Annotated in this window: 17 protein-coding genes; 5 read left to right on the top strand and 12 right to left on the bottom strand. The window is 53.0% G+C overall.

The window, feature by feature from the left end; translation table 11 throughout:
* Positions 1-157 precede the first annotated feature (157 nt).
* The 3 genes from NDI52_RS04970 to NDI52_RS04960 form a co-directional block, all read right to left on the bottom strand.
* Positions 158-1,501: an ATP-binding protein gene (locus tag NDI52_RS04970; protein ID WP_347280058.1), complete on the bottom strand. Its 1,344-nt coding sequence runs from the start codon at positions 1,499-1,501 to the stop codon at positions 158-160.
* Between the two features lie 9 nt (positions 1,502-1,510).
* On the bottom strand, positions 1,511-2,263 hold the full coding sequence (locus NDI52_RS04965; RefSeq protein WP_190773356.1) for a response regulator transcription factor: 753 nt from the start codon (positions 2,261-2,263) through the stop codon (positions 1,511-1,513).
* A gap of 343 nt (positions 2,264-2,606) precedes the next feature.
* The gene (locus tag NDI52_RS04960) at positions 2,607-2,936 is read right to left on the bottom strand and encodes a hypothetical protein (RefSeq protein WP_190773357.1); all 330 of its coding nucleotides are present in this window, start codon (positions 2,934-2,936) and stop codon (positions 2,607-2,609) included.
* A gap of 189 nt (positions 2,937-3,125) precedes the next feature.
* On the opposite strand from NDI52_RS04960, the gene aat reads away from it, so the two are divergent.
* Entirely contained in the window at positions 3,126-3,713 is a 588-nt protein-coding gene (gene aat, locus NDI52_RS04955) for a leucyl/phenylalanyl-tRNA--protein transferase (RefSeq protein ID WP_190773358.1), read from the top strand.
* Positions 3,714-3,745: 32 nt separating this feature from the next.
* Here aat and NDI52_RS04950 read toward each other — a convergent pair whose 3' ends face one another.
* Positions 3,746-4,648 carry an ABC transporter permease gene (locus NDI52_RS04950; RefSeq protein WP_190773359.1) on the bottom strand — a complete coding sequence of 301 codons (903 nt, stop codon included), beginning with the start codon at positions 4,646-4,648 and terminating at the stop codon, positions 3,746-3,748.
* 424 nt (positions 4,649-5,072) lie between these two features.
* Between NDI52_RS04950 and def the strand changes: the two genes are divergently transcribed.
* The 3 genes from def (at position 5,073) to NDI52_RS04935 (ending at position 7,354) form a co-directional block, all read left to right on the top strand.
* Entirely contained in the window at positions 5,073-5,639 is a 567-nt protein-coding gene (gene def / locus NDI52_RS04945; protein ID WP_190773387.1) for a peptide deformylase, read from the top strand.
* Between the two features lie 182 nt (positions 5,640-5,821).
* The gene (locus NDI52_RS04940; protein ID WP_190773388.1) at positions 5,822-6,016 is read left to right on the top strand and encodes a hypothetical protein; all 195 of its coding nucleotides are present in this window, start codon (positions 5,822-5,824) and stop codon (positions 6,014-6,016) included.
* Between the two features lie 27 nt (positions 6,017-6,043).
* Positions 6,044-7,354 (top strand): PrsW family glutamic-type intramembrane protease, encoded by a 1,311-nt coding sequence (locus tag NDI52_RS04935; protein WP_190773360.1) that lies wholly within the window; start codon positions 6,044-6,046, stop codon positions 7,352-7,354.
* A gap of 141 nt (positions 7,355-7,495) precedes the next feature.
* On the opposite strand, the gene NDI52_RS04930 is transcribed toward NDI52_RS04935, so the two are convergent.
* From NDI52_RS04930 to NDI52_RS04915, 4 genes are all read right to left on the bottom strand, one after another.
* Entirely contained in the window at positions 7,496-8,107 is a 612-nt protein-coding gene (locus NDI52_RS04930; RefSeq protein WP_190773361.1) for a hypothetical protein, read from the bottom strand.
* A 140-nt stretch (positions 8,108-8,247) separates the two neighbouring features.
* Positions 8,248-9,861: a CHAT domain-containing protein gene (locus tag NDI52_RS04925; protein ID WP_190773362.1), complete on the bottom strand. Its 1,614-nt coding sequence runs from the start codon at positions 9,859-9,861 to the stop codon at positions 8,248-8,250.
* Positions 9,862-10,086: 225 nt separating this feature from the next.
* On the bottom strand, positions 10,087-12,414 hold the full coding sequence (locus tag NDI52_RS04920; protein WP_190773363.1) for a protein phosphatase 2C domain-containing protein: 2,328 nt from the start codon (positions 12,412-12,414) through the stop codon (positions 10,087-10,089).
* 325 nt (positions 12,415-12,739) lie between these two features.
* Positions 12,740-13,081 (bottom strand): NAD(P)H-quinone oxidoreductase subunit M, encoded by a 342-nt coding sequence (locus NDI52_RS04915; RefSeq protein ID WP_190773364.1) that lies wholly within the window; start codon positions 13,079-13,081, stop codon positions 12,740-12,742.
* Positions 13,082-13,232: 151 nt separating this feature from the next.
* Here NDI52_RS04915 and NDI52_RS04910 point away from each other — a divergent pair, with 151 nt between their 5' ends.
* Positions 13,233-14,201, top strand: coding sequence for a DUF4230 domain-containing protein (locus NDI52_RS04910; RefSeq protein ID WP_242035861.1), 969 nt, complete (start codon positions 13,233-13,235; stop codon positions 14,199-14,201).
* 212 nt (positions 14,202-14,413) lie between these two features.
* Here NDI52_RS04910 and recG read toward each other — a convergent pair whose 3' ends face one another.
* The 4 genes from recG to rpsB form a co-directional block, all read right to left on the bottom strand.
* Positions 14,414-16,846 carry an ATP-dependent DNA helicase RecG gene (gene recG / locus NDI52_RS04905; protein WP_190773365.1) on the bottom strand — a complete coding sequence of 811 codons (2,433 nt, stop codon included), beginning with the start codon at positions 16,844-16,846 and terminating at the stop codon, positions 14,414-14,416.
* 21 nt (positions 16,847-16,867) lie between these two features.
* The gene (locus NDI52_RS04900; RefSeq protein ID WP_190773366.1) at positions 16,868-17,794 is read right to left on the bottom strand and encodes a hypothetical protein; all 927 of its coding nucleotides are present in this window, start codon (positions 17,792-17,794) and stop codon (positions 16,868-16,870) included.
* A 133-nt stretch (positions 17,795-17,927) separates the two neighbouring features.
* On the bottom strand, positions 17,928-18,587 hold the full coding sequence (gene tsf / locus NDI52_RS04895; RefSeq protein WP_190773367.1) for a translation elongation factor Ts: 660 nt from the start codon (positions 18,585-18,587) through the stop codon (positions 17,928-17,930).
* A 207-nt stretch (positions 18,588-18,794) separates the two neighbouring features.
* Positions 18,795-19,571 (bottom strand): 30S ribosomal protein S2, encoded by a 777-nt coding sequence (gene rpsB, locus NDI52_RS04890; RefSeq protein ID WP_190773368.1) that lies wholly within the window; start codon positions 19,569-19,571, stop codon positions 18,795-18,797.
* Positions 19,572-19,758 lie beyond the last annotated feature (187 nt).

Below are 19,758 nucleotides of genomic sequence, written 5' to 3'. Positions count from 1 at the left end.
TCGCGTTGTGCGTAGTGATTGCTAAGGATCCTGCATTTAACCTTTGTAGGAGTGATGGCTTTGCCCCCACTCCTACAAAAAAAATGACAGATTGTTTGATTTGTGATTCTAAATTAGAAGGTGGACGCAGGTGTTTGTAAAATTCACGTGTCTAAGGCTAAACCTGTGGTAGTCGGACCGTTAACCAGGCTCCACCAGTTTGGGGATGGTTTTGGGCGGAGACTTGGCCCCGATGGGCTTCAACAATCTGCCGCACAATCGCTAATCCCAAGCCTGTGCTATTTCGCCGTTGCAATTCCTGAATCTCAGGGTCATTAGTAGAGGGGCTGCTGCTGTTTGCGTAGGGCGAGGAGTGGAGAGATTTGCGCGAACGCGACGGGTCAGCTTTATAAAACCGTTCAAACACAAACGGCAAATCTTCTTCCGGAAAGCCGGGACCTGCATCAATAACCTGTAGCACTATCCAGCCATCCGGTGCTTCTTCAGTAGAGGCTTCCTGTTGCAGGGTGACCTGTACAGTGCTTAGAGGAGGGCTGAACTTAATACTGTTATCTAATAGGTTAATGAGCACTCGGTACATCCGGGCCTGATCTAGATGAACCGTAAAGTGGGTAGGGCCTTTGTAGTCAAGTTGCACCTGTTTTTTGCGGCTCAATGGCTCCAGGTTTAACCAGGCCGACTGAATGAGTTCGGGTAATTGAACGGTGTCGGCTGCAAGGGATTCTGGTAGGCTACGCTCCAGCTGGGCGAGATCCAATAAATCCTGTACCAGGTTGGAGAGCCGAATGGTTTCGTTGAGTAGCCGAGTCACCCATCCTTGCAAGGACGGCTCAACGCGGCTCTGTAAGGTCTCAGCCACCAGTCGAATCGAGGTCAGCGGAGTTTTTAGCTCGTGGGCAACATCGGAGGCCCAGCGATCGCGCTGCTGTTTCAATAACTCTGCCTCAGCACGACTCTCCAGAAAAATCCCCACCTGATTATCGCTGAGGGGATAGCCAATACCCCGCAAGGTTTGCCCAAATTGACGCGAGAGTTGGTTTGGATCGGGACTAACGGGATAGAAAGTCCAATCTTGCTGGCAGGGCTGTCGAGTTTCGCGGGTTTGCTCTACCAATTCATCCAATTCATAGGAGCGCACGACCTCTAGCAATAACCGAGGGGCATTTTCAGGGGATTGTTGGATACCCAAGAGCAAGCGCGCCTGATTGTTACACCAAACCAGACGATTCTCGTCATCCAGTTGGAGATACCCAATGGGGGCTCCATTCAGAATCGTTCGGTACTGTTCGACTTGCTCACTTAAACTGGCTTGAATGCGCTGCTGCCGTGTAATGGCCAGAGCCATTTGGGTAGCCGTGCCATAGATGTTATCGGTATTGGGGGAAAGTCGAACTTCTCGTAACAAGCCTTGGAGCCGTCGGAGGAGCCGCGATCGCTGCCATAAAAACAGAGCAATGCCAACGGATAGGCCTAGCAAAAAGTCGATTATCCCGATCAACACATTTGAGCCTCAGCCAAAGCGATAGCCGAACCCGCGTACTGTCGTCAAATATTCAGGCCGGCTGGGGTCTTGTTCTAGTTTCTCCCGTAACCAGCGGATATGCACATCAACGGTTTTGCTATCCCCCATAAAGTCGGGGCCCCAGATGCGCTCGATGAGTTGCTCCCGAGACCATACGCGCCGTTGGTGAGTCATGAACAACTCCAGGATGCGGAACTCTTTCGGGGAAAGGTTAATCTCTTCGCCCCGTACGAGCACCCGACACTCTTGAGGATAGAGGATAATGTCCTGAAAACGCAAAGCCCGCTCCTCTGAGGCAGTCGGCTCGACATAACGATGTCGGCGCAACAACGCCCGACACCGAGCGACTAACTCTTTCATGCCGAAGGGCTTGGTCAAATAATCATCTGCACCCACTTCCAGACCAACCACTCGGTCAGTCTCGCTGCCCTTAGCACTGAGCATCAGAATAGGGACTCGGTTTCCCTGATTACGGATGAGGCGGCACAGATCTAACCCATTGACGTAGGGCAGCATCAGATCGAGGATGACCAGATCAATCGACGTTTTACCTGAATCCTCACCGGGATGGCACACAATGTCCATGGCGCTCCGCCCATCTTCGGCCACGAACACTTCATACCCTTCTTCCTGAAGGGCAAGGGCGATGGTATCGCGTATCACATCCTCATCTTCAACCACAAGAACACGTCCCAGGGTCAGAGCTGGTTGAAAGGGATTAGCCGCCTCAAGGGTCAACATAAATTAATGCTCGGGAATGTTGTGAAGATTACATTTGACGCGATTTATGCCGATTCTATCAAAGGACAATTCATTCACAACTATCCTTTTCGTTATTTTTATCCGGTTTTTAGAAACCTGTAAAAGTGGAGTAACAGCCTCCACAGAATGTTGTCTTCGTCAATAGATTGTTACTCCGATCTTAAGTTTTTTGAGGTTACTATGCGCAACTTTTATATACCCAAAGTAAGGTTTTGGAAAAACCCTATAACCCGTTTCGATTTATAGGGCATAAGTAGATGTGCAGCTTTATCCCACATCCATCTCTTGTTACTTCACAACCTGAAAAACGCAGTAACAGCAGTTACTGCCCGCAGCATCGATCGATACCTAAACTGTCTAATAACAGTTCACTGACAGCGTTCGCTACCGCAAATTCACTAAAGAAGCTACGGGAGAAATCAAATCCCTGCATCTCTGTGACCAGTGCAATCACAAGGGAACCTAGATCGTTTTCCCCTTCCAACCGTTGTCTGACGTAGACCTGGGCAGCCCGTTCGGCAATGGAGGCGTTGACGGCCTCTGGGATAAACTCATCATCGAGCCAGCGATGCAGGGATTGCTGAAGCCAAATCCCCTCTTGAGGGGCATTGGTGGCGGGGGGTAAGGTAATCGGTTGAATGGGTTCTACCATAAGGAGCACCTTAACGATGAGGCCAGTACGTACGAGTGATCAGCATTGTACGAAATCCCGGAGTCTATGCCACCCTGGAGAAGCTAGCCTCTGTCTTCGAAGTTGTTTTGTCTACGCAAACCGCGCACAAAAGCAACCATTCCTACAGCCAGCCTTAAATCACTCCCTAGCCTCTCGTTGTGGATTGCAATGATTTCGAGTCGTTACGATATCGCCATCATCGTGCAGAACTATGCCCGTGGCTACTTCCTCATGGCAGACGAAACAGGCCGTAACCTGGGCTGGTACAGTAGCCGAGAACGCACGCTGATTCCCTTGGATGAACGCTTTCGCTATCCGCGATCGCTCCGCCGTGCCCTTAACCAGGAACGGTTTCAGGTTGCCATCGATCGTGACTTCTCCGCTGTGGTGGAAGGTTGTGCCGATCGCGAGTCCACCTGGATTTCAGATGAACTGAAGGAAATTTACTGGGATTTGCACCGAGCCGGTATTGCCCACAGTTTCGAAACCTGGCAGGGAGATGAACTGGCAGGCGGCGTCCTTGGTCTCGTCATTGGTGGCGCGTTTATTGGGGAGTCGATGTTCTATCGCATACCTGAAGGCTCAAAGGTGGCGTTAGTGAAGCTGGTGGAATGGTTGCGATCGCGCCAGTTCGTTCTCTTCGATGCTCAAATGATGAACCCTCATTTGGAACGCTTTGGGGCCTACATTGTGAACAACAAAGAGTACGGACAGTTGTTGAAAACGGCATTGAAGCAGCCGAAAAAGTTTTGTTGAATTTGGGGGCCATGATAGGCCTCATTCAACGACTAACGCAGCGCAAACTTCCGTACGGCGAACAAGCTTCCCATCAAGCCGACAGAACTGCCCAGGCTCAGTAAAGAAATGGGAAGCAGCACGGCCTTATCAGGGCTCAGCTTCAGGCCGTTCGCCAGAAATTGGATGAAATCAGCCTGTTGAGCTAGCAAGCCTTGCAGAAACTCTTGCACACCGGTGATCAGCCCCCAAGCCATGAGCGCTCCTACAATGCCAAAGGTGATGCCTTGAAGGATAAAGGGGAAATAAATCCAGGTGGCGGTAGCTCCCACCAGCTGCATAACTTCGATTTCGCGACGACGGGCCATAACGATGAGGCGAATGGTCGTGGAGATGACGGCGATCGCCGTTAACGACAGCATGGAGATTAACCCCAGGCTGACCCAATTCAACCCTCGGTTTAACTGTGAAATGCGCTGTACCGCTTCTGCCACATACAGCACCTCATCGACCCCTGAAATTTGGCCAATCTGCATGGCTAACCCGGATACCTGTTCGGGCTCCTGTGCCTTGACTGTAATCTGATCGACCAGTGGGTTTCCATTCAGTTGCGCCGTCGCCCCCTGAATATCGGAGATGCCCATCTCCTGCACCAACGATTCCCAGGCTTGCTCTTTAGGCGTGATACGAATGTCAGTGACCGAGGGATATTGCCGAACGACAGATTCGATGGTGTCAGCCTGTACTCCCGTGTCTAGAAAAACCGAAATTTCGAGTTGGCTTCCGAATTGGTTGAGTAGTGCTTCTAACTGCCAGGAAGCTTGTAGGCTGATGCCAAACAGAAAGAGCAGTACAGTTACCGTACTGACGGCGGCCCAGTTCATCCACCCGCCTCGCTTGAGGCCCAAGAAGGTTTCGCGTAGTAAGTAGTCAGATTTGTTCAGCAGTTTCAGCATGGCGGGCGGGGAGAGCGACGACGATTTTCTTAAGCAAGTGGGTGATTTCAAATGGAAAGTCGGTGCAGGCGAGCCTGAGCAGAACCGTCCTAATCCGTTGAATGTCTGACGTTGACATTAATTGTTCTACAGTCTACTGATTTTCGTCCGTCCGTCTACCCATCCGGACTAGCAGAAATTTTCATATGGGGTTCACAACCGAATTCGGCATGTTTCAAATGTGTGGATGGGGTGTGGTGAAAGGGGCACTTCGTGCCCCTTTCACCACACCCCATCCACACGTCTAGAACACTACCGGATTTGAGAAGCGTGGCCCGAACAGATGTCCGACTTGATCATAGAGGGGAGATGATCCTCCTATTCGGGCGGTAAATTTATTAAGATGGAAAGTGTAGAGAAAGATGACAACCTGGCGCAACTGCTCATGACTGCTCAAATTCTAGTCGAGAAGAAAAAGCTGGCAAAACCGCCTTTAGAACTGCACTATTTGGGCGATCGCGTGTTGCGTCAGCCCGCCAAGCGCATCACAAAAATTGACAACGAAATTCGTCAGTTGGCGCGGGATATGCTGCAAACCATGTACAGCAACGATGGCATTGGTTTAGCTGCGCCTCAGGTCGGTGTTAACAAGCAACTGTTGGTGGTAGATATCGAGCTTGATGATCCCGCCAAGCCTCCCCTGATTATGATTAACCCCACCATTGTTCGTGCGAGTCAGGAACAATGTGTGATTCAGGAGGGCTGTCTCAGCATTCCCGGTGTATTTCTGGATGTGACCCGTCCTGACGAGATTGAAGTGTCCTACAAGGATGAGAACGGGCGGCCCCAGAAACTTGTGGCAACAGATTTGCTGGCCCGAGTAATTCAGCACGAAATGGATCACCTGAACGGTGTCATGTTCGTCGATCGGGTAGACAATGCCCTGGCTCTCAATCAGGAATTGGACAAGCACGGCTTCTCAATGCAAGCGGTTAAACCCGTCGAAGAGTAAAGCCCTAAGGGCTCATTTTCCGTGGGCGAAGTCCACGGAAAATGAGCCTTTTTGAAAATTTTTAGGCATTTTTGAATGGTACAGTTTGCTTCATAGAGATGAACCTAGCTCATTTCTATAAATCATAGAACTGTACCCATCGCCTGATAATGTGGTGAGGAGCGAGAGGCAAAACCTTTATGATGACCCCAAAAAGTGGCCTGTTTTTAGCGGTTTCCTGCGTGGCAGCGATCGCCGCCGTTGGTTCTGTATTTGAGTTATCTTCTGGGATACCTCAGCTCGGAGCCCCCGTTACCTCTGTCATTCTGGCCCTTAGCATTCCGGTCACCATTGGTAGCTTTTTGGCAGCGGTGCAAGACGCCCGCGCAAACCAGTAAACCAACCCTTCACATTGGGGAGGCGGTATGGCTGGCTCCGAACCGACCTCAGCGGTTTTGCAGCAGGTCTATCCAGCTGAAGGAACGGCCACTCTATATCCCCTAGCGACCCAAAGAGATTTTTTAATTGGGCGCGACCCAAGCTGTCAAATTTCTCTACCCTTCGAGCATGGTGGCGTTTCTCGCTTCCATGCTCGTTTGACATTTAGTTCCGATTCCGAGGGCTGGCAGCTTTGCGACCTCAACAGTACCAATGGTACGTACTTAAATGGTCATCGGCTGCAAGGATGCCGGATGTTGAGAGTGGGTGATCGCATCCGTTTAGGTCACCACGGTCCGCAATTTGTATTTACAGAAGCGAATGCTCCAGTTCCTACGCCAGTCCAAAGACCCGTTAGCGACCCGGTCACCTTTAGCCAACTCTTCCCCATCTTCTCTACGGCGGGTGATCTGGAGCATAAAGCTTATTTGATTCCCGGCATCATCACTGTGACAGTAGCCGTTGTGCTCTTCATGGCTGTAGGAAATGTGGGTCTCTTTAATGGCGTTCTGGCCCTTTATCTAGCTCTGGCTGCTTACTACGTGGTGTACCAGTTGTGTGGCAAGCATAAGCCGCTCTGGTTACCTGTCGTGACGGCTCTGCTAATGGCTGGCATTCTGCGTAGCCCTGTACTGAATGGGTTTATACAGGTGTTCCGTGTCTGGCTACCGGGCAGTGCTAATCCCAGTACCGCTGCCCAACAGCCTCTCTGGTTTCTCCTCCAAATGTTTATTGGTACAGGAGTTATGGAGGAACTGCTGAAAGCGTTACCTATTCTCCTATTCTGGCTCATTGGTTGGGCTCTGCGCCCCTCTACGCCCTCGTCCCCTCGCTCCCTCGCGGCTCAAATTGGTGTCTGGGAACCCCTTGACGGTATCCTACTGGGGACGGCCGCTGCTGTTGGTTTTACCCTGTTTGAGAGCCTTGGCTACTATGTCCCCTCGATGATTCAAAGTGGCTCAGAGCTAGAGCAATTGTCGGGGATGCAAGTATTGATTGCCCGAGTACTGGGGTCGATTTCTGGCCACTTGGCCTATAGCGGAACCTTCGGGTATTTCATTGGCTTGAGTGTATTAAAGCGATCGCACACCCCTCGCATTCTGGGCACCGGCTTACTCACAGCTGCCCTTCTCCATACTCTCTGGAATGTCAGTGGTTTGGTCAGTCCCATTGCTCTGGCAGTGGTAGGTAGCCTTTCCTACGCGTTCTTGGGAGCCGCTATCTTACAGGCGCGATCGCTCTCCCCTGATCGTGCGAATAATTTTGCGACTCGATTCAAGCCCCCTTCGTCGGATTAATCAGGATTTACGCGTTGGTGGGGTGTGCGTCGCACACCCCACCAACGCGTAAATCCTGCCAAATGGAAAACCCCCATTGCTGTTGTAGGAACGAAAAGCAACGTCGCTGCAGCAGTAATGGGGGTTCATGAGGCCAGTATTTTAGGCGCCAGGATGAGACTGTTGATTGAGGACGTAGCGGGCGATCGCCAAGCTAAGCCGAGCCTGCTCAATCTCCGAGAGCGCCTCCCAAGCTTCGCAGCGTACAGATTGCAGAGTGCCTTCCAAAATAGTGGAATCTCCACTCCGCATGGCGACCGCAAAGGGACGAGCCAGAACATAGAGGTCATCATCGGCCCAGGTAGGAAGCAGATCTTGAACGCAAAGTACCAGTTGGTCTGCCAGCGCCAGGTTATCAGCCAATACCTGACGAGCACGACGCACAATCCCTTCCAGCAAGTTGCTGGGAACCTGAGCGGAGAACCGCTGGAAGATCTCAGTTGGGAAAATAACGCCCAAATCAACAGCGGGTGAAGCCGTTTCCCAAAGTTGGTCAAATTGGTCAGATAGGCTGCTTACATAGGGCTGAAACTCTTCTGTCGACCACGTATCGGCGATTTCCTGCTCCAGGGCTTCACAGTAAGACCATACATCGGGGTCAGCAGGATTCCAGGGGTAGGTGGGGGAGGTTTGATCGAGCAGTAGCTCAATCAGTTCTAACTCTGCTACAGCCTGAGATGGAATCGATAGGGGACGGACAGAATCGCTTGCCATAGGGACCATGCTCCAAATTTCTAATGCGCCGGGCGTTATCGCCATCCCTGACTACAGGGTTTTCTGTGGCAGTTCCGCAACTGGCTGAAAAATTTTCTCGAAATCACCCGATTTAGTAACTTATAGAATTAATCCGAGTCTTACATCTCGTCAACGAGAAACTCAACTTTGTGAGTTCCAAAACACAGTTGGGTGCGGCTTCTAAGGGGAACTTCCTGTTGATGAATCTTATACCATCGGTTGTCCGACCGTAGCATCAACGTTCCAAATCGCGAAAAATCTCGTAGGAAGTAGCCGGACTGCATCTCTCCTCCATCCGCAGCATCCCGATAGAAAATTTCGGCGTGGCGGCGAGAAACCCCTGCCCCCCTTAAGACCAGGTCATTGTTATCGAGGGAGCCAATGCGCATCCGGCCACCCTGGATGGGCCAGGGAGTTTCAATGGTCTCAAGCGATCGCAAATAAGCCGGAGGAATTTGCAAACCCATCATGTGCGATGGCGTGTCGGGAGGCATCTGCGTCGTCGCAGAATCATGCACTGGCCTGAGGAGCTCGCCGTTAAATTCTGGGTGCATATACAGCACCGGCAAACTCCAGGCTGGGGAATTAAAGCGGTAGAGCGTAAGTAAGTGTTGCCGGGCCACAGCAACGGCCGCATCAATGGGAGAGCGATCGGAGAGCGATCGCGCAAACCGCTGAATAAAGCTCAAAGCTTCGTTATCGGCAATGGTGTCGCGCATCCCCAGCACTGCCGGAACACCATGGTGAATGAGCACCTCGGCTAAACTGCTGCGAGGAATAAATGCCCCATTCCGCATGTCGGGCTGCGCCCCCCAGCAGGCATTGAACACGGCTAGCTTGACACGACAGCGGGTCAGCAATTGGGCCAGTTCGGTGCCATTTAACGTGGCATCGGGGCGGAGATAGAGCAGTCCACCATCTGGCCCTGGCATCCCGTGGCCGCTGTAGAACAATACGTTATAGTGTTTGCGTTCTAAATAGCGCGTCAACTCTGCCGGGGTGGGCTGTACCAAAATATCGACTTCACAGTGGGCAGAATTGCGCCAGTTTGCGCCGATAGAGATGTCGCTGCCGCTCCGGAAGGCCTGGGCGATCGCCTCCGCCTCGGCTTCCAGGTTCAGTGGCTTCTCTACCTCAAAGGGCGACTCTGTGCCGAGGGCCTTGACCCCTTGCACCAGCAAAATGTTTAAGCTCCGATCCTCCTCCCCCAGCACTAGGGGATCAACGTCGTAGGTCGTACGGCTAAACAGTAATTGCTCATGGTGCAGACCCATAGCCCGTTGCCCCGGGCGAGATTGCATAATTTCCCAGGGAATCGTCACCAGGTTCGGATCTCGAATTTCCAGACGGAGCCGCAGGGGTTGTTCCATCCCCATGGAAATGCCTCGACTCTGATCCAGACTATTCTGAATCGGTCCATCAAACAGCCACTCCCAGAGCATAATGCCCAGGTATTGCATCAAGCGACTGGTGTAGTTGGTTGGAATTTCCTCATTGCCCTCAGGGGTCGGAAATTGCAACCGGGGTAAATTTTGAACGTCGGGTAATGGTTGTGACGAAAACAAAGCCTGCCATGCTTGCCAGGATTTATTTAGAGGTTCAGTCCAGGTTTGATCGTTATGAGCATAGCCCGCCTGATGGGGTGCCTGAATCACCCAAATCGCGTAGTGGTTGGACTGGGCGGTGGCATTGAGGCGGTCGATCGCCAGTCTTAAACAAGGATTTTCAGGCATGAAGGGAAGACTGTGGACTGCTCAGCCGTCGAAAACAGACGATGATTCGGATTACCCTCTAGTTTATCCGGTTCTTTCCCGAAATCCATAGAATCCCGGTAGCGCTCTTCAGTAATGAAGAGTTTGCTTCAGTTTGCGCTACTTTTGCGCTTCCTGTAAGGTTCAGTCGCAATTATTGCAAAAACGCCGGTGACATCAGCGCTTTTGCAATAAGTTGATAGAACTCTAGCCGAGAGGAGGAGGAGTTGGGGTCGGGGTTTGAGGTGAGAGGGGGGTAGCGGTGGGGCCGCAGGGTGAGCCAGCGATCGCTTCTGTTGCTACCGGCATGGCTCGGGGCAACAGCTCAGCTTCTTGCACCCATCCTTCTTCTCCAAGTTGTGGCACAAGGGTTAGGCTGGCCACTTCCGTTGGAGGAGGGGCAGCCGTCGATTCGGAACCCAGAGAGCACACCTGCACCCGTAGCCAGGGTGTGCCTTCGATAGAGGGCTTCTCAATGACTTGAAGCACAGTCCCAGGTGTGATGGATTTCCCCGCAGCATCGCCTAATTGAGGTTGTGGAAATAGCCCCAGGGGTGCAGGATTGCTCGTATTTACGCGACCAACCTGAATCACAGCAGATGGGGCTAAAGGAGAGGGAGCTGTCGAGCTTGGTGATGGCTGAGGTGTAGATGTAGGAGATGGATCAGATGCCAGGAAACCGGCCCCCCTCAATATGGGTAGGAGCAGATAGGCCAGCACCCCTACCAGCACAGTAGCAAAGACCAGGCTGAGAAACAGCGGCACGGGGCGACGAGGGGCCGGCTCGACTACTGTCGCTGTGGGCGCAACGACCTGGGTAGCCGTTGGGGTCGTAGTCGGCGACGGAGCAGACAAAACTGCTTGAGGCTCCTTGGCCACTGGAATCGGCACGTCGCCTAAAGTCGAACTCATATAATTCGTAATCAGCTCCCGATCTGCGGATGCATCGGGTACCTGGTAATGAACGACAGCAACGGTAACGTTGTCGTGACCATTGAGGGTGTTTGCAAGCTCAACCAGCCGTTGACTGACGCCCACTAAATCGGCCTGCCCTCGCAACACCGGCAGGAGATTGGTATCCCAATACTCCTCGACGCGATCGCCATCACTGAGCCCATCCGAGCAGAACAACAGCACACTGTCCTCATCAATCAGCAGCCGTTGTACGGTTGGGTGTAACAGGCTGGAGCCACTCATCCCCAGAGCTTGCACCAGAGACCCTGCATTGGGGTGCTGTAGAGCCTGCCGGTAGAAGTTGTAACCCAGCCGCATTTGGCGAGATGCCACGTCATCGTCAAGGGTAATCTGGTGGCACCCCCAGGGGGTGATCCAATACGCACGGCTGTCCCCCACATGGCCGACATAAAGCTCCTGATGTTTGATCAGTCCCATAACCAGGGTTGTGCCCATGCGCTGGCGGTCTTGCCGCTGCTCGTCGTCATTGCGCTGGCTGATGCGGTCATTGGCGATCGCCACACTCTCATCGATGGCATAGGCGATTGCTTCAGGGCTCAGGGTGACGACGGGTAAGTTCTGAAGCTTCTGGTAAACAGCTGCGATGGCCAAATTAGATGCCACATCGCCGCCCTGATGCCCGCCGATCCCGTCACACACAATAGCCAGCGGGCTGGAGGGTTGCCCACTTTGTAAAATCTCAGATTGAAGTGTGCCGCTGGCGGGGTAGCACGCATCTTCATTCCGCGATCGCGTTGGCCCCTGATCAGTCTGAGTCGCAATGTGAATGTGGCGTGGCTTACCTCGATTGGCGATCGCAATCTGCTGGTCGAGTTCTTCGATCAGGGCGATCGAGCTGTTGATTCTACCCTCCAGCAGGCCTGCACTTAACGTATTGAGAAATGCTGCAATGTCAGGTTGAGCGCTGCGTTGCCAGGTTTGCCAAAGCTGCCCTAAATGGGCCAATGTAGCAGGCTGATCGGGGTGGTCTGAGCGTAATTCTAAGATGCGTAAAAGGCAGCCCTCAACCCGCAGCAACTCTGGTGTGAGTAATGTAGAGCCGACTCCCTCACGGACCATCGGTTCCCACAAATTCGCGATTTGCCAGAGCCAGGACAGTTGCCGTCGTCCGGATACCTTTTCCCAGAGTGGCGTGATCGCCGGAAGCACAGCAACTGTTGAGGGATTTCCTTTAGAGCTGCTGACCGAACGCTCAGGTTGCCAGAGGGCGGCTTCCTCCAGCAACAGCAAGTTTGCGTTCCCGGAGGTTGGGTCTTGAGGAATCAAGTCATAGGCCAGGGGGATGTGCAGCCGCAGGGCCGCAAGTCGCAGATAAGCCAGAAGAAAATCTGGCAACTCTTCAATGCTGGCGATGGGAGGATAGCCGGGTAGGGTATCGAGGAAGATACCGTTACCTTTGCTAAGGTAGCGATCGCCCAGCAAACGGCCTGCTTCGGGTGCAGGGGATGTCAGACCTGCGGCCCATAGGTAACGATAGGGCAGCGGCGAATGACACTGCTGGCAAATACGAGTTCCCTCAAGGTTAAGGGTTTGGCAAGTTGGATTGGGGCAATACAGCATGAACCGGGCGTGGCACCTGAATACCACAGGAATCGGTCTTATCAGGATAGCCTAGCCCTTTCAAGATGGCGCTAATTTCCTGCGAAGATCGGTTTTCTATCAATAGGATTGAATTTTTTTGGGATGTATTGCACGACAATCGGGTTTGAACATTCTGGTAGATGTGGTGGATAGCACCGAACTCATTTACCAGAATGCCCATGGATAGTGACTTCCATAAGCCCTAGAACGATGAACTCTGCATAGTCTTGAAAAAACAAGTTGTGTGCGGCATAAGGTGCCCCACACAACGGATCGTTTCACTCAATTGAATGACCGACAGAGATTAGACGTTGATGTCTTCCGCAACCCGAGGCATGCCGAGACTATAGTTACGGACACGGCTCTGTAGGTTATAAGTGATTTGGCCCTCGTGGAGGAGCGATCGCACAAAATGCTCTAGATCTGAGCCAATACGACGGAGGTTGTAGTCGTTCAGGTCTTCTCCGTCATAGGAGGCCACCAGCTCGTCAAATTTATGATAGACCGCTTGCAACGCCGTATCATTCCAATTCAGCTCATTGTCTGGGTCGACATCCAACGTGAGCTTGTCAGGGACGGGCACCAGTTCGTCGTTCTGGATTTCGGCAGAAAAGATACGAATATGGCGGGTGGTGGACTTAAACATGGTTAGGGTGTCGTGCGAAACGAAACTTAACTGCCATTCTACTGGCTTGACCTACGTTATCGTAGATCAGCCCTTGCATCGAACCCAAAGATTCTTCCAAGCGTCATCATAGAAACAACGCTCAGGTAGTGGCTCACGCCCTAGACAACCGATGGAACAGAATTCCCGCCCGCCAAACTCCTCCCATCCGGCTTCTCGTTTCTTCTACAATCTGTCACTCATGCTGACGGGAGGGCTGGTCATTACGGGGTTGCTGATCGGTTCTGGTCTATTGCGGGATGGAGCGAGCCTATTAGGGGGAGTAAGGCGAGTTCTACCCCCGTTGCAGAACCCTGTGCAGGAGTCTGAGCCCAAGGTGGATGTGCAGTCCGTCGTGGTTCAGCAGGTGCAGGGCATGAGTGAGTTAACGACAGCAAAGTTTACGATGCAGGCCGTGGTGCCAACATCGCGCGATCGCACCTTTGCTGGATATAGGGTCGGTTCCACTACTCTCCTCTACATCGCCCATGGAGAAGTGAGGGCGGGAATTGACCTCTCTCAAATAACGCGCGAGAACGTGCAACTGGCCGACAACAACGCCCTCACCATTCAGTTGCCACCCCCCAAGATTTTAGATAGCAAAATTGATGTCAACCGCTCTCAGGTGTACGATTACGATCGCGGCTTCCTCGGCCTTGGCCCCGATGCAGCTCCCGAACTGCAACAACTAGCGCAACAACAAACCCTTCAACAGGTTGTTTCCGCTGCCTGTAACGAAGGTATTTTGCAGGAAGCCAATACCCGTGCTGAACTCGCTATTCGGCAGCTCCTCACCACAACAGGCTACGGCGCTGTGACGGTTCTGACCCAGGCACCACCGCCGGGTTCCTGCGTAGCGCCATCGCCTACAGCACCTGCCGCAGCCACAACCCCGACAGCCCCCTCAGCTCCTCCTCCAGCGACAGCTCCTCCGGCGGTAGCTCCTTCGGTGGCAGCTCCTTCGGTAGCCCCAGCAACTCAGGCTCCGGCCAACTCTACAGTTCCATCCTCACCATCCTCTCAACCCCTGCCTGCGGAACCCCTGCCTGCAAATCCCTCCAATCCATTGCCCCAGACAGCACCCAACCCACCCTTAGGCTAACCTCAGTTCCGGTTAAGGGCCTTTTAGCTTATTCCGAATTGAGGTTAGGTTAACCTCAATTCGGGTTAAGGGCGTTTTCGAGTGCCGCGCATTGCGCGGCACTCGAAAACGCTTACGCCAAAATAAGCACTTCAGCTTATCCCGAACTGCAGTTAGGTTAGTATCTTGGGTCGCACTGCAACCGATTGAACGAGTAACTCACGTTCATCTGCTCAGGTCAGGATGGCTCCACCCATGAGCTTGGCATAGCGGCGGCGCAACTCTTCCTTCATGGGCAGCCAGCGTTGAATGGTTGGGTCAAGTTCCATTACCCGTTCAGCAGCCTGGCGTGCCAGTTGTAACACCTCCTGGTCATCTACCAGACTCGCGAGGGCTAGATCGGGGAGTCCTGACTGCCGGGTGCCTAGCACTTCCCCTGGCCCCCGGAAGCGCAAATCCATTTCAGAGATGAAGAAGCCGTCCTGAGATTGCTCCAGCACTTTCAGTCGCTGGCGAGCGGTTTCCGATTTCGTGCTGGACATCAGCAGACAGAAGGACTGCTCGGCTCCTCGACCAACACGTCCCCGCAACTGGTGTAACTGGGAGAGCCCGAACCGTTCTGCATGTTCAATCAGCATGACAGTGGCGTTGGGTACGTCAACCCCAACTTCCACCACTGTTGTGGACACTAGCAGTTGTGTTTCGTTGTTGCGGAAGCGATTGATGGCATCGTCCTTCTCGGCAGAGGTCATGCGTCCATGAAGCAGGCCCACTGAAAATTCAGGGAAGACCAGTTCTTGCAAATGTTGGTGTTCTTCGATCGCTGATTTTAGATCCAGCTTCTCGGATTCCTCGACCAGGGGCAGTACCACGTAGACCTGACGGCCCTGCGCAACTTCGCGGCGGATCAGGTCGTAGGCGTGCGATCGCTCTCTCCCAGACAGCGCGGTCGTCTGAATCGCCTTTCGGCCTGGCGGTAACTCATCAATCTGGCTCACATCCAGATCCCCATGCAGGGTTAGAGCCAAAGTGCGAGGAATTGGCGTGGCCGTCATTGTTAACACATGGGGGTTTTCGCCCTTTTGCTGGAGTCGTGCCCGTTGCTGCACTCCAAAGCGGTGCTGCTCGTCAATCACCACCAATCCCAACCGGGCAAACTGTACGGGGTCTTCGATTAGCGCATGGGTGCCTACAAGTAACGGCAATTCACCTGTTGCCAGCTGAGCTAGCATCGGCCTGCGCTGGCTGGTTTTCGTCGAGCCAGTCAACAACTCTACAGGCAGGTGGAGCAGGTTGAACCAGCTCACCAGTTTGCGGTAATGCTGCTCTGCTAACACTTCTGTGGGGGCCATCAAGGCCGCCTGATAACCGGCTTGAATGGCGGCGAGAATTGCCACTACCCCCACAACGGTCTTACCAGAACCCACATCCCCCTGAACAATGCGATTCATGGGCGTAGGCTTCTGCAAGTCCGCCAAAATTTCATTGACAACTCGCTGCTGGGCCTGAGTCAGACTAAAGGGCAATACCTTGTAGAACTCATCGATCAACGCTCCAGTAGGCGGCAGCACGACCCCAGTCATGCGCTCTTGATGAGCCTGACGACGCTGTAGCAACCCCAGTTGTAGATAGAAGAATTCGTCAAAAACTAAGCGATGTCGAGCTTCTGCCAAAGCCTCACCGGAAGGAGGATAGTGAATTTGGCTAATGGCATCCTGCAATCCCATCAAGTCATATTTCTCCCGCAGGGGTTCCGGGAGCGGGTCGATGATTTGTGTGACTGCTGGCAATGCACCAATCACAGCCTTACGCACCAGATCCGCGGCTACCCCTTCTGTCAGGGGGTAAATCGGCAGTACCCGACCTACTTTGTTGGATTCGATGGACGCGCCAACGTGGTCAATGACTTCAATTTCAGGATTGTCCAGGGTAATGCCGTAGCGCCCTTCTTTCACCAGGCCCGAAGCCGCAATCACAGCACCAGGGGGGTATTGTTTCTTTTGTTGTTCCTGCCAGCCCCGACTACTAAAGCGACTTCCAGCTAGAAACTTACTGATTTTGAGTTGCCCGGTAGAATCCCGCACCACCAATTCCAGGATGGTGAGTTTAGAGTTTTTGGGACTGACGAAGCAGGTACACCGCTTCACGGTGGCTACCAGGGTTACAGTCTCTCCGGCTTTTAGCTGGCGGATATTGACCTGATTACCATAATCAATGTGGTCACGGGGGTAGTAGAACAGCAAGTCACGGACTGTATAAATCCCCAGTTTGCTCAGTTTTTCGGCATTTTTGGGACCGATACCAGGGAGGTATGTAACGGCTTGCTCCAACTCAACCCGGCGTTTTTTATCAACGAGCGGTGTTGTTTTGGGCGATTTGGGTGCAGGTTCAGGGGCAGGTGGGTCGAGCGATCGCCGCGACTCATACAACACCCGCCGTGTCTCTGCGACCAGATGCCGCCGTTGACCTTCTGACAAATCGGGGTAGCGGCTGAACCGGGACGCCATATCCCGTAAGCGTTCCTGTTCAGGTTGTGCCAATTCTGAAGGTGGTTCCTTCAAACTCAAGTGCAAAAATTCGCTGAACCGATGCTCTCGGCCCACCAGATCGCCAAACCCTCGATCAGCTTCCAATTCTAGTGCTTTTTGCAGGCGAGACCAGTCCATAGCAGCGGTTGATGGCGGAGATTAGTCTTCGTACCAGCTGGATCGCCAGGCTAATTCGGCCTGGGCGATCGCCCGCTCCTTCTGGTTTTTGCGGTAGTCTTTACCCACCTGACTGAGGCGGCCATTGATGGCCCGAAGGCGCGATCGCCAATTCGACAAGATTGGGTTGGCGAATTCTACTTCAGGTAACCGCAAGCGGATAGCCACGACCCGAATCACATCAGACGCTTTTTTCTCTTCGGACTGGGATTCAATGACTAAATTAATCAGGTTTGGCGAACCCGGGGTTGGCTCTGTCATCATGCCTGACTTTACCGCTACTTCTAAAACCGGCTCTGGCAACTGATGAGGCAGAACGTGAGCCTGATGTAAAATTCGGTTGGTTCCATGGGAGAGGCGATGCAGCACCTCCACGATGCCTTCCTCCACCCGTTGCTGCCATTGCACTAAACGGTTCAGTGGGTCGTCTGACGCGGTTGCGGACGAGGGTTCAGGGATGGGTAACTCCATCGTCAGCAATGCCATCATTTCTTCAGGTCCCATCGGTGCGGGCAGGGCAGGTGGCAGGAGCGGTAACTCTTCGTCGCTTGCCTCATCCTGCTCCTCTTCACCGGGAAAGGGTAAGTCGGCTTCGGGAGCTGGGACTTCGCTTTCCGTCGTTTCCTCTGGGGGGTGAAGGAGGGCGAGCAGTTGTTCAGAACTGGTGTTGGCTAGTCGGCGTACTCCTTGTTGTAAATCCTGTCGCTGTTGCAGGGAAAGCGCCAGAAAAGGCTCAGGGTATCCCTGGGTGCAGAGATGATAGGTAGCCAGGATCAGTTGACGGGACACAGCCTCGCTTAAATCTTGCAAATAGTCCGTGTAGACCTGCTCAAATTCCTGGGCGATCGCTCCCAGGGTTTCTTCTAAAGCGGCCAGATCTTTTTCAATGCGTTCGACGGTTCTTGCCATGGTTCCATTAGACACAAAAGCAGGCCAAACGAATGTTCTGACCTGCCCTAATTTAATTCCATGTTATAGCGCTGTACGCGCGGATTGGGGCGTGGGTGTGTGGTCATATAGCAACTACACACCACGAGAATGCCTACTTCTGGCCGGTTTGAGCCGCTACTTCAGCTGCGAAATCGCTCTCTTCTTTCTCGATGCCTTCACCCATAACGAAGCGCACAAAGCGACGGATACGAATGTTTTCGCCGAGGGTCGCAATACGCTCGGTCACAAGCTGTGCAACCGTGATGCTCTGATCACGAATGTAGGGCTGCTCCAGCAACGCCAGCTCTTTCAGGCGCTTATCGATGCGGCCAGCAACGATTTTTTCACGTACGGCAGCAGGCTTGCTGGAAAGGTCATCTTTACCCATCTCAACGGCCTTCTCCCGCTCGACGACATTGGCGGGAATTTCTTCTACAGAGACGTACTCAACGTTAGGCGATGCTGCAATCTGCATCGCTACATCCTTCACCAAATCTTGGAAGGCTTCGTTACGGGCTACGAAGTCGGTCTGGCAGTTCACTTCTACCAGTACACCTACCCGTCCACCGGTGTGGATATAGCTCCCAACCAACCCCTCTGCGGTGGTTTTACCTGCTTTCTTTCCGGCGGAGGCAAGACCTTTCTGCCGCAGCCAGTCGATGGATTTTTCTAGATCTCCATCGTTTTCTGCCAGGGCTTTTTTGCAGTCCATCATCCCTGCGCCAGTGCGATCGCGCAGTTCCTTAACTAGTTTTGCCGATACCTCTGCCATGTCGTTTAATCCCAGTTTCTACAACAGTAGTCGGTCATGGGCAGAACGGAGTTCGGGCAGACTCCCAATCAACCCGGACGGGCAATCCCGCTAGGAGGGCGTAGCCAAGCGCCCCCGTTCTACCCAGAAGTCTATCTATTCTTCAGATTTGCCACCAGCAAAGAGAATATTCTCTTTGCTGGTGGGAATGCTAGCCCAAAAGGCTATTTATTCTTCAGTTTCTTCCTCGGAGTAGTCACCGTCGTAATCGACGTCCTCTTCCGCACCATCGTAATCTTCGAAGTCTTCTTCACCATCTAGCTGGCCATGGCGACCTTCATAGATAGCATCGGCAAGACGGCCCACAATCAGCTTAATGGAGCGGATCGCATCATCGTTCGCAGGAATGGGAATATCCACCATATCGGGGTCACAGTTGGTATCCAACAGAGACACAATGGGGATGCCCAGTTTTTGACATTCCAGCAGAGCGTTGTACTCCCGCTTCTGGTCAACGATAACGACGGCATCAGGCAGCTTACGCATGGACTTGATGCCACCCAGGTACTTTTGCAGCTTCTCCAGCTCACGACGCAGTACCGCGGCTTCTTTCTTGGGCAGCAGATCGAACTGGCCCGTCTCGTAGCGACGCTCCAGTTCCTTCAGGCGCTCGACGCGAGATTTGATGGTGACCCAGTTGGTCAGCATTCCACCCAGCCAGCGCTGGTTAATATAGTAGGAACCGCAGCGAGAAGCTTCTTGAGCGATGATGCCAGCGGCCTGACGCTTGGTGCCAACAAACAAAAACTTTTTGCCAGCCTCAGAAGCGGTACGAACGTAGTCGTAAGCCTCTTCCATGAGTTCAGCAGTCTGCACCAGGTCAATAATATGAACCCCATTACGCGCCGTGTAGATGTAAGGCGACATTTTGGGATTCCAACGGCGGGTCTGATGGCCAAAGTGAACCCCAGACTCCAAAAGTTGAGCCAATGAAACAACGGGCATGAATTGTGACGCTCCTTTCGGGTTTATCCTCCATCCGGCAGTATCACTGAGTAATTTAATACTCAGGACACCCGAAAGCCCGGATGTGCGATTTAGACAACTTTTCTAGTGTATCACAGGGTGTACTGACGCAGTATTTATGGGTTGTAGTGTCAGCAATTCTCAGTATGGGCCTCAAAGCCAAGAG

Origin of the sequence: Leptolyngbya sp. PL-A3 (genome assembly GCF_039962325.1) — a bacterium.
Classification (GTDB): Bacteria; Cyanobacteriota; Cyanobacteriia; order Elainellales; family Elainellaceae; genus Vacuolonema.
Note: the sequence above shows the minus strand (reverse complement) of the source record. Positions and strands in the feature narration are given on the sequence as shown.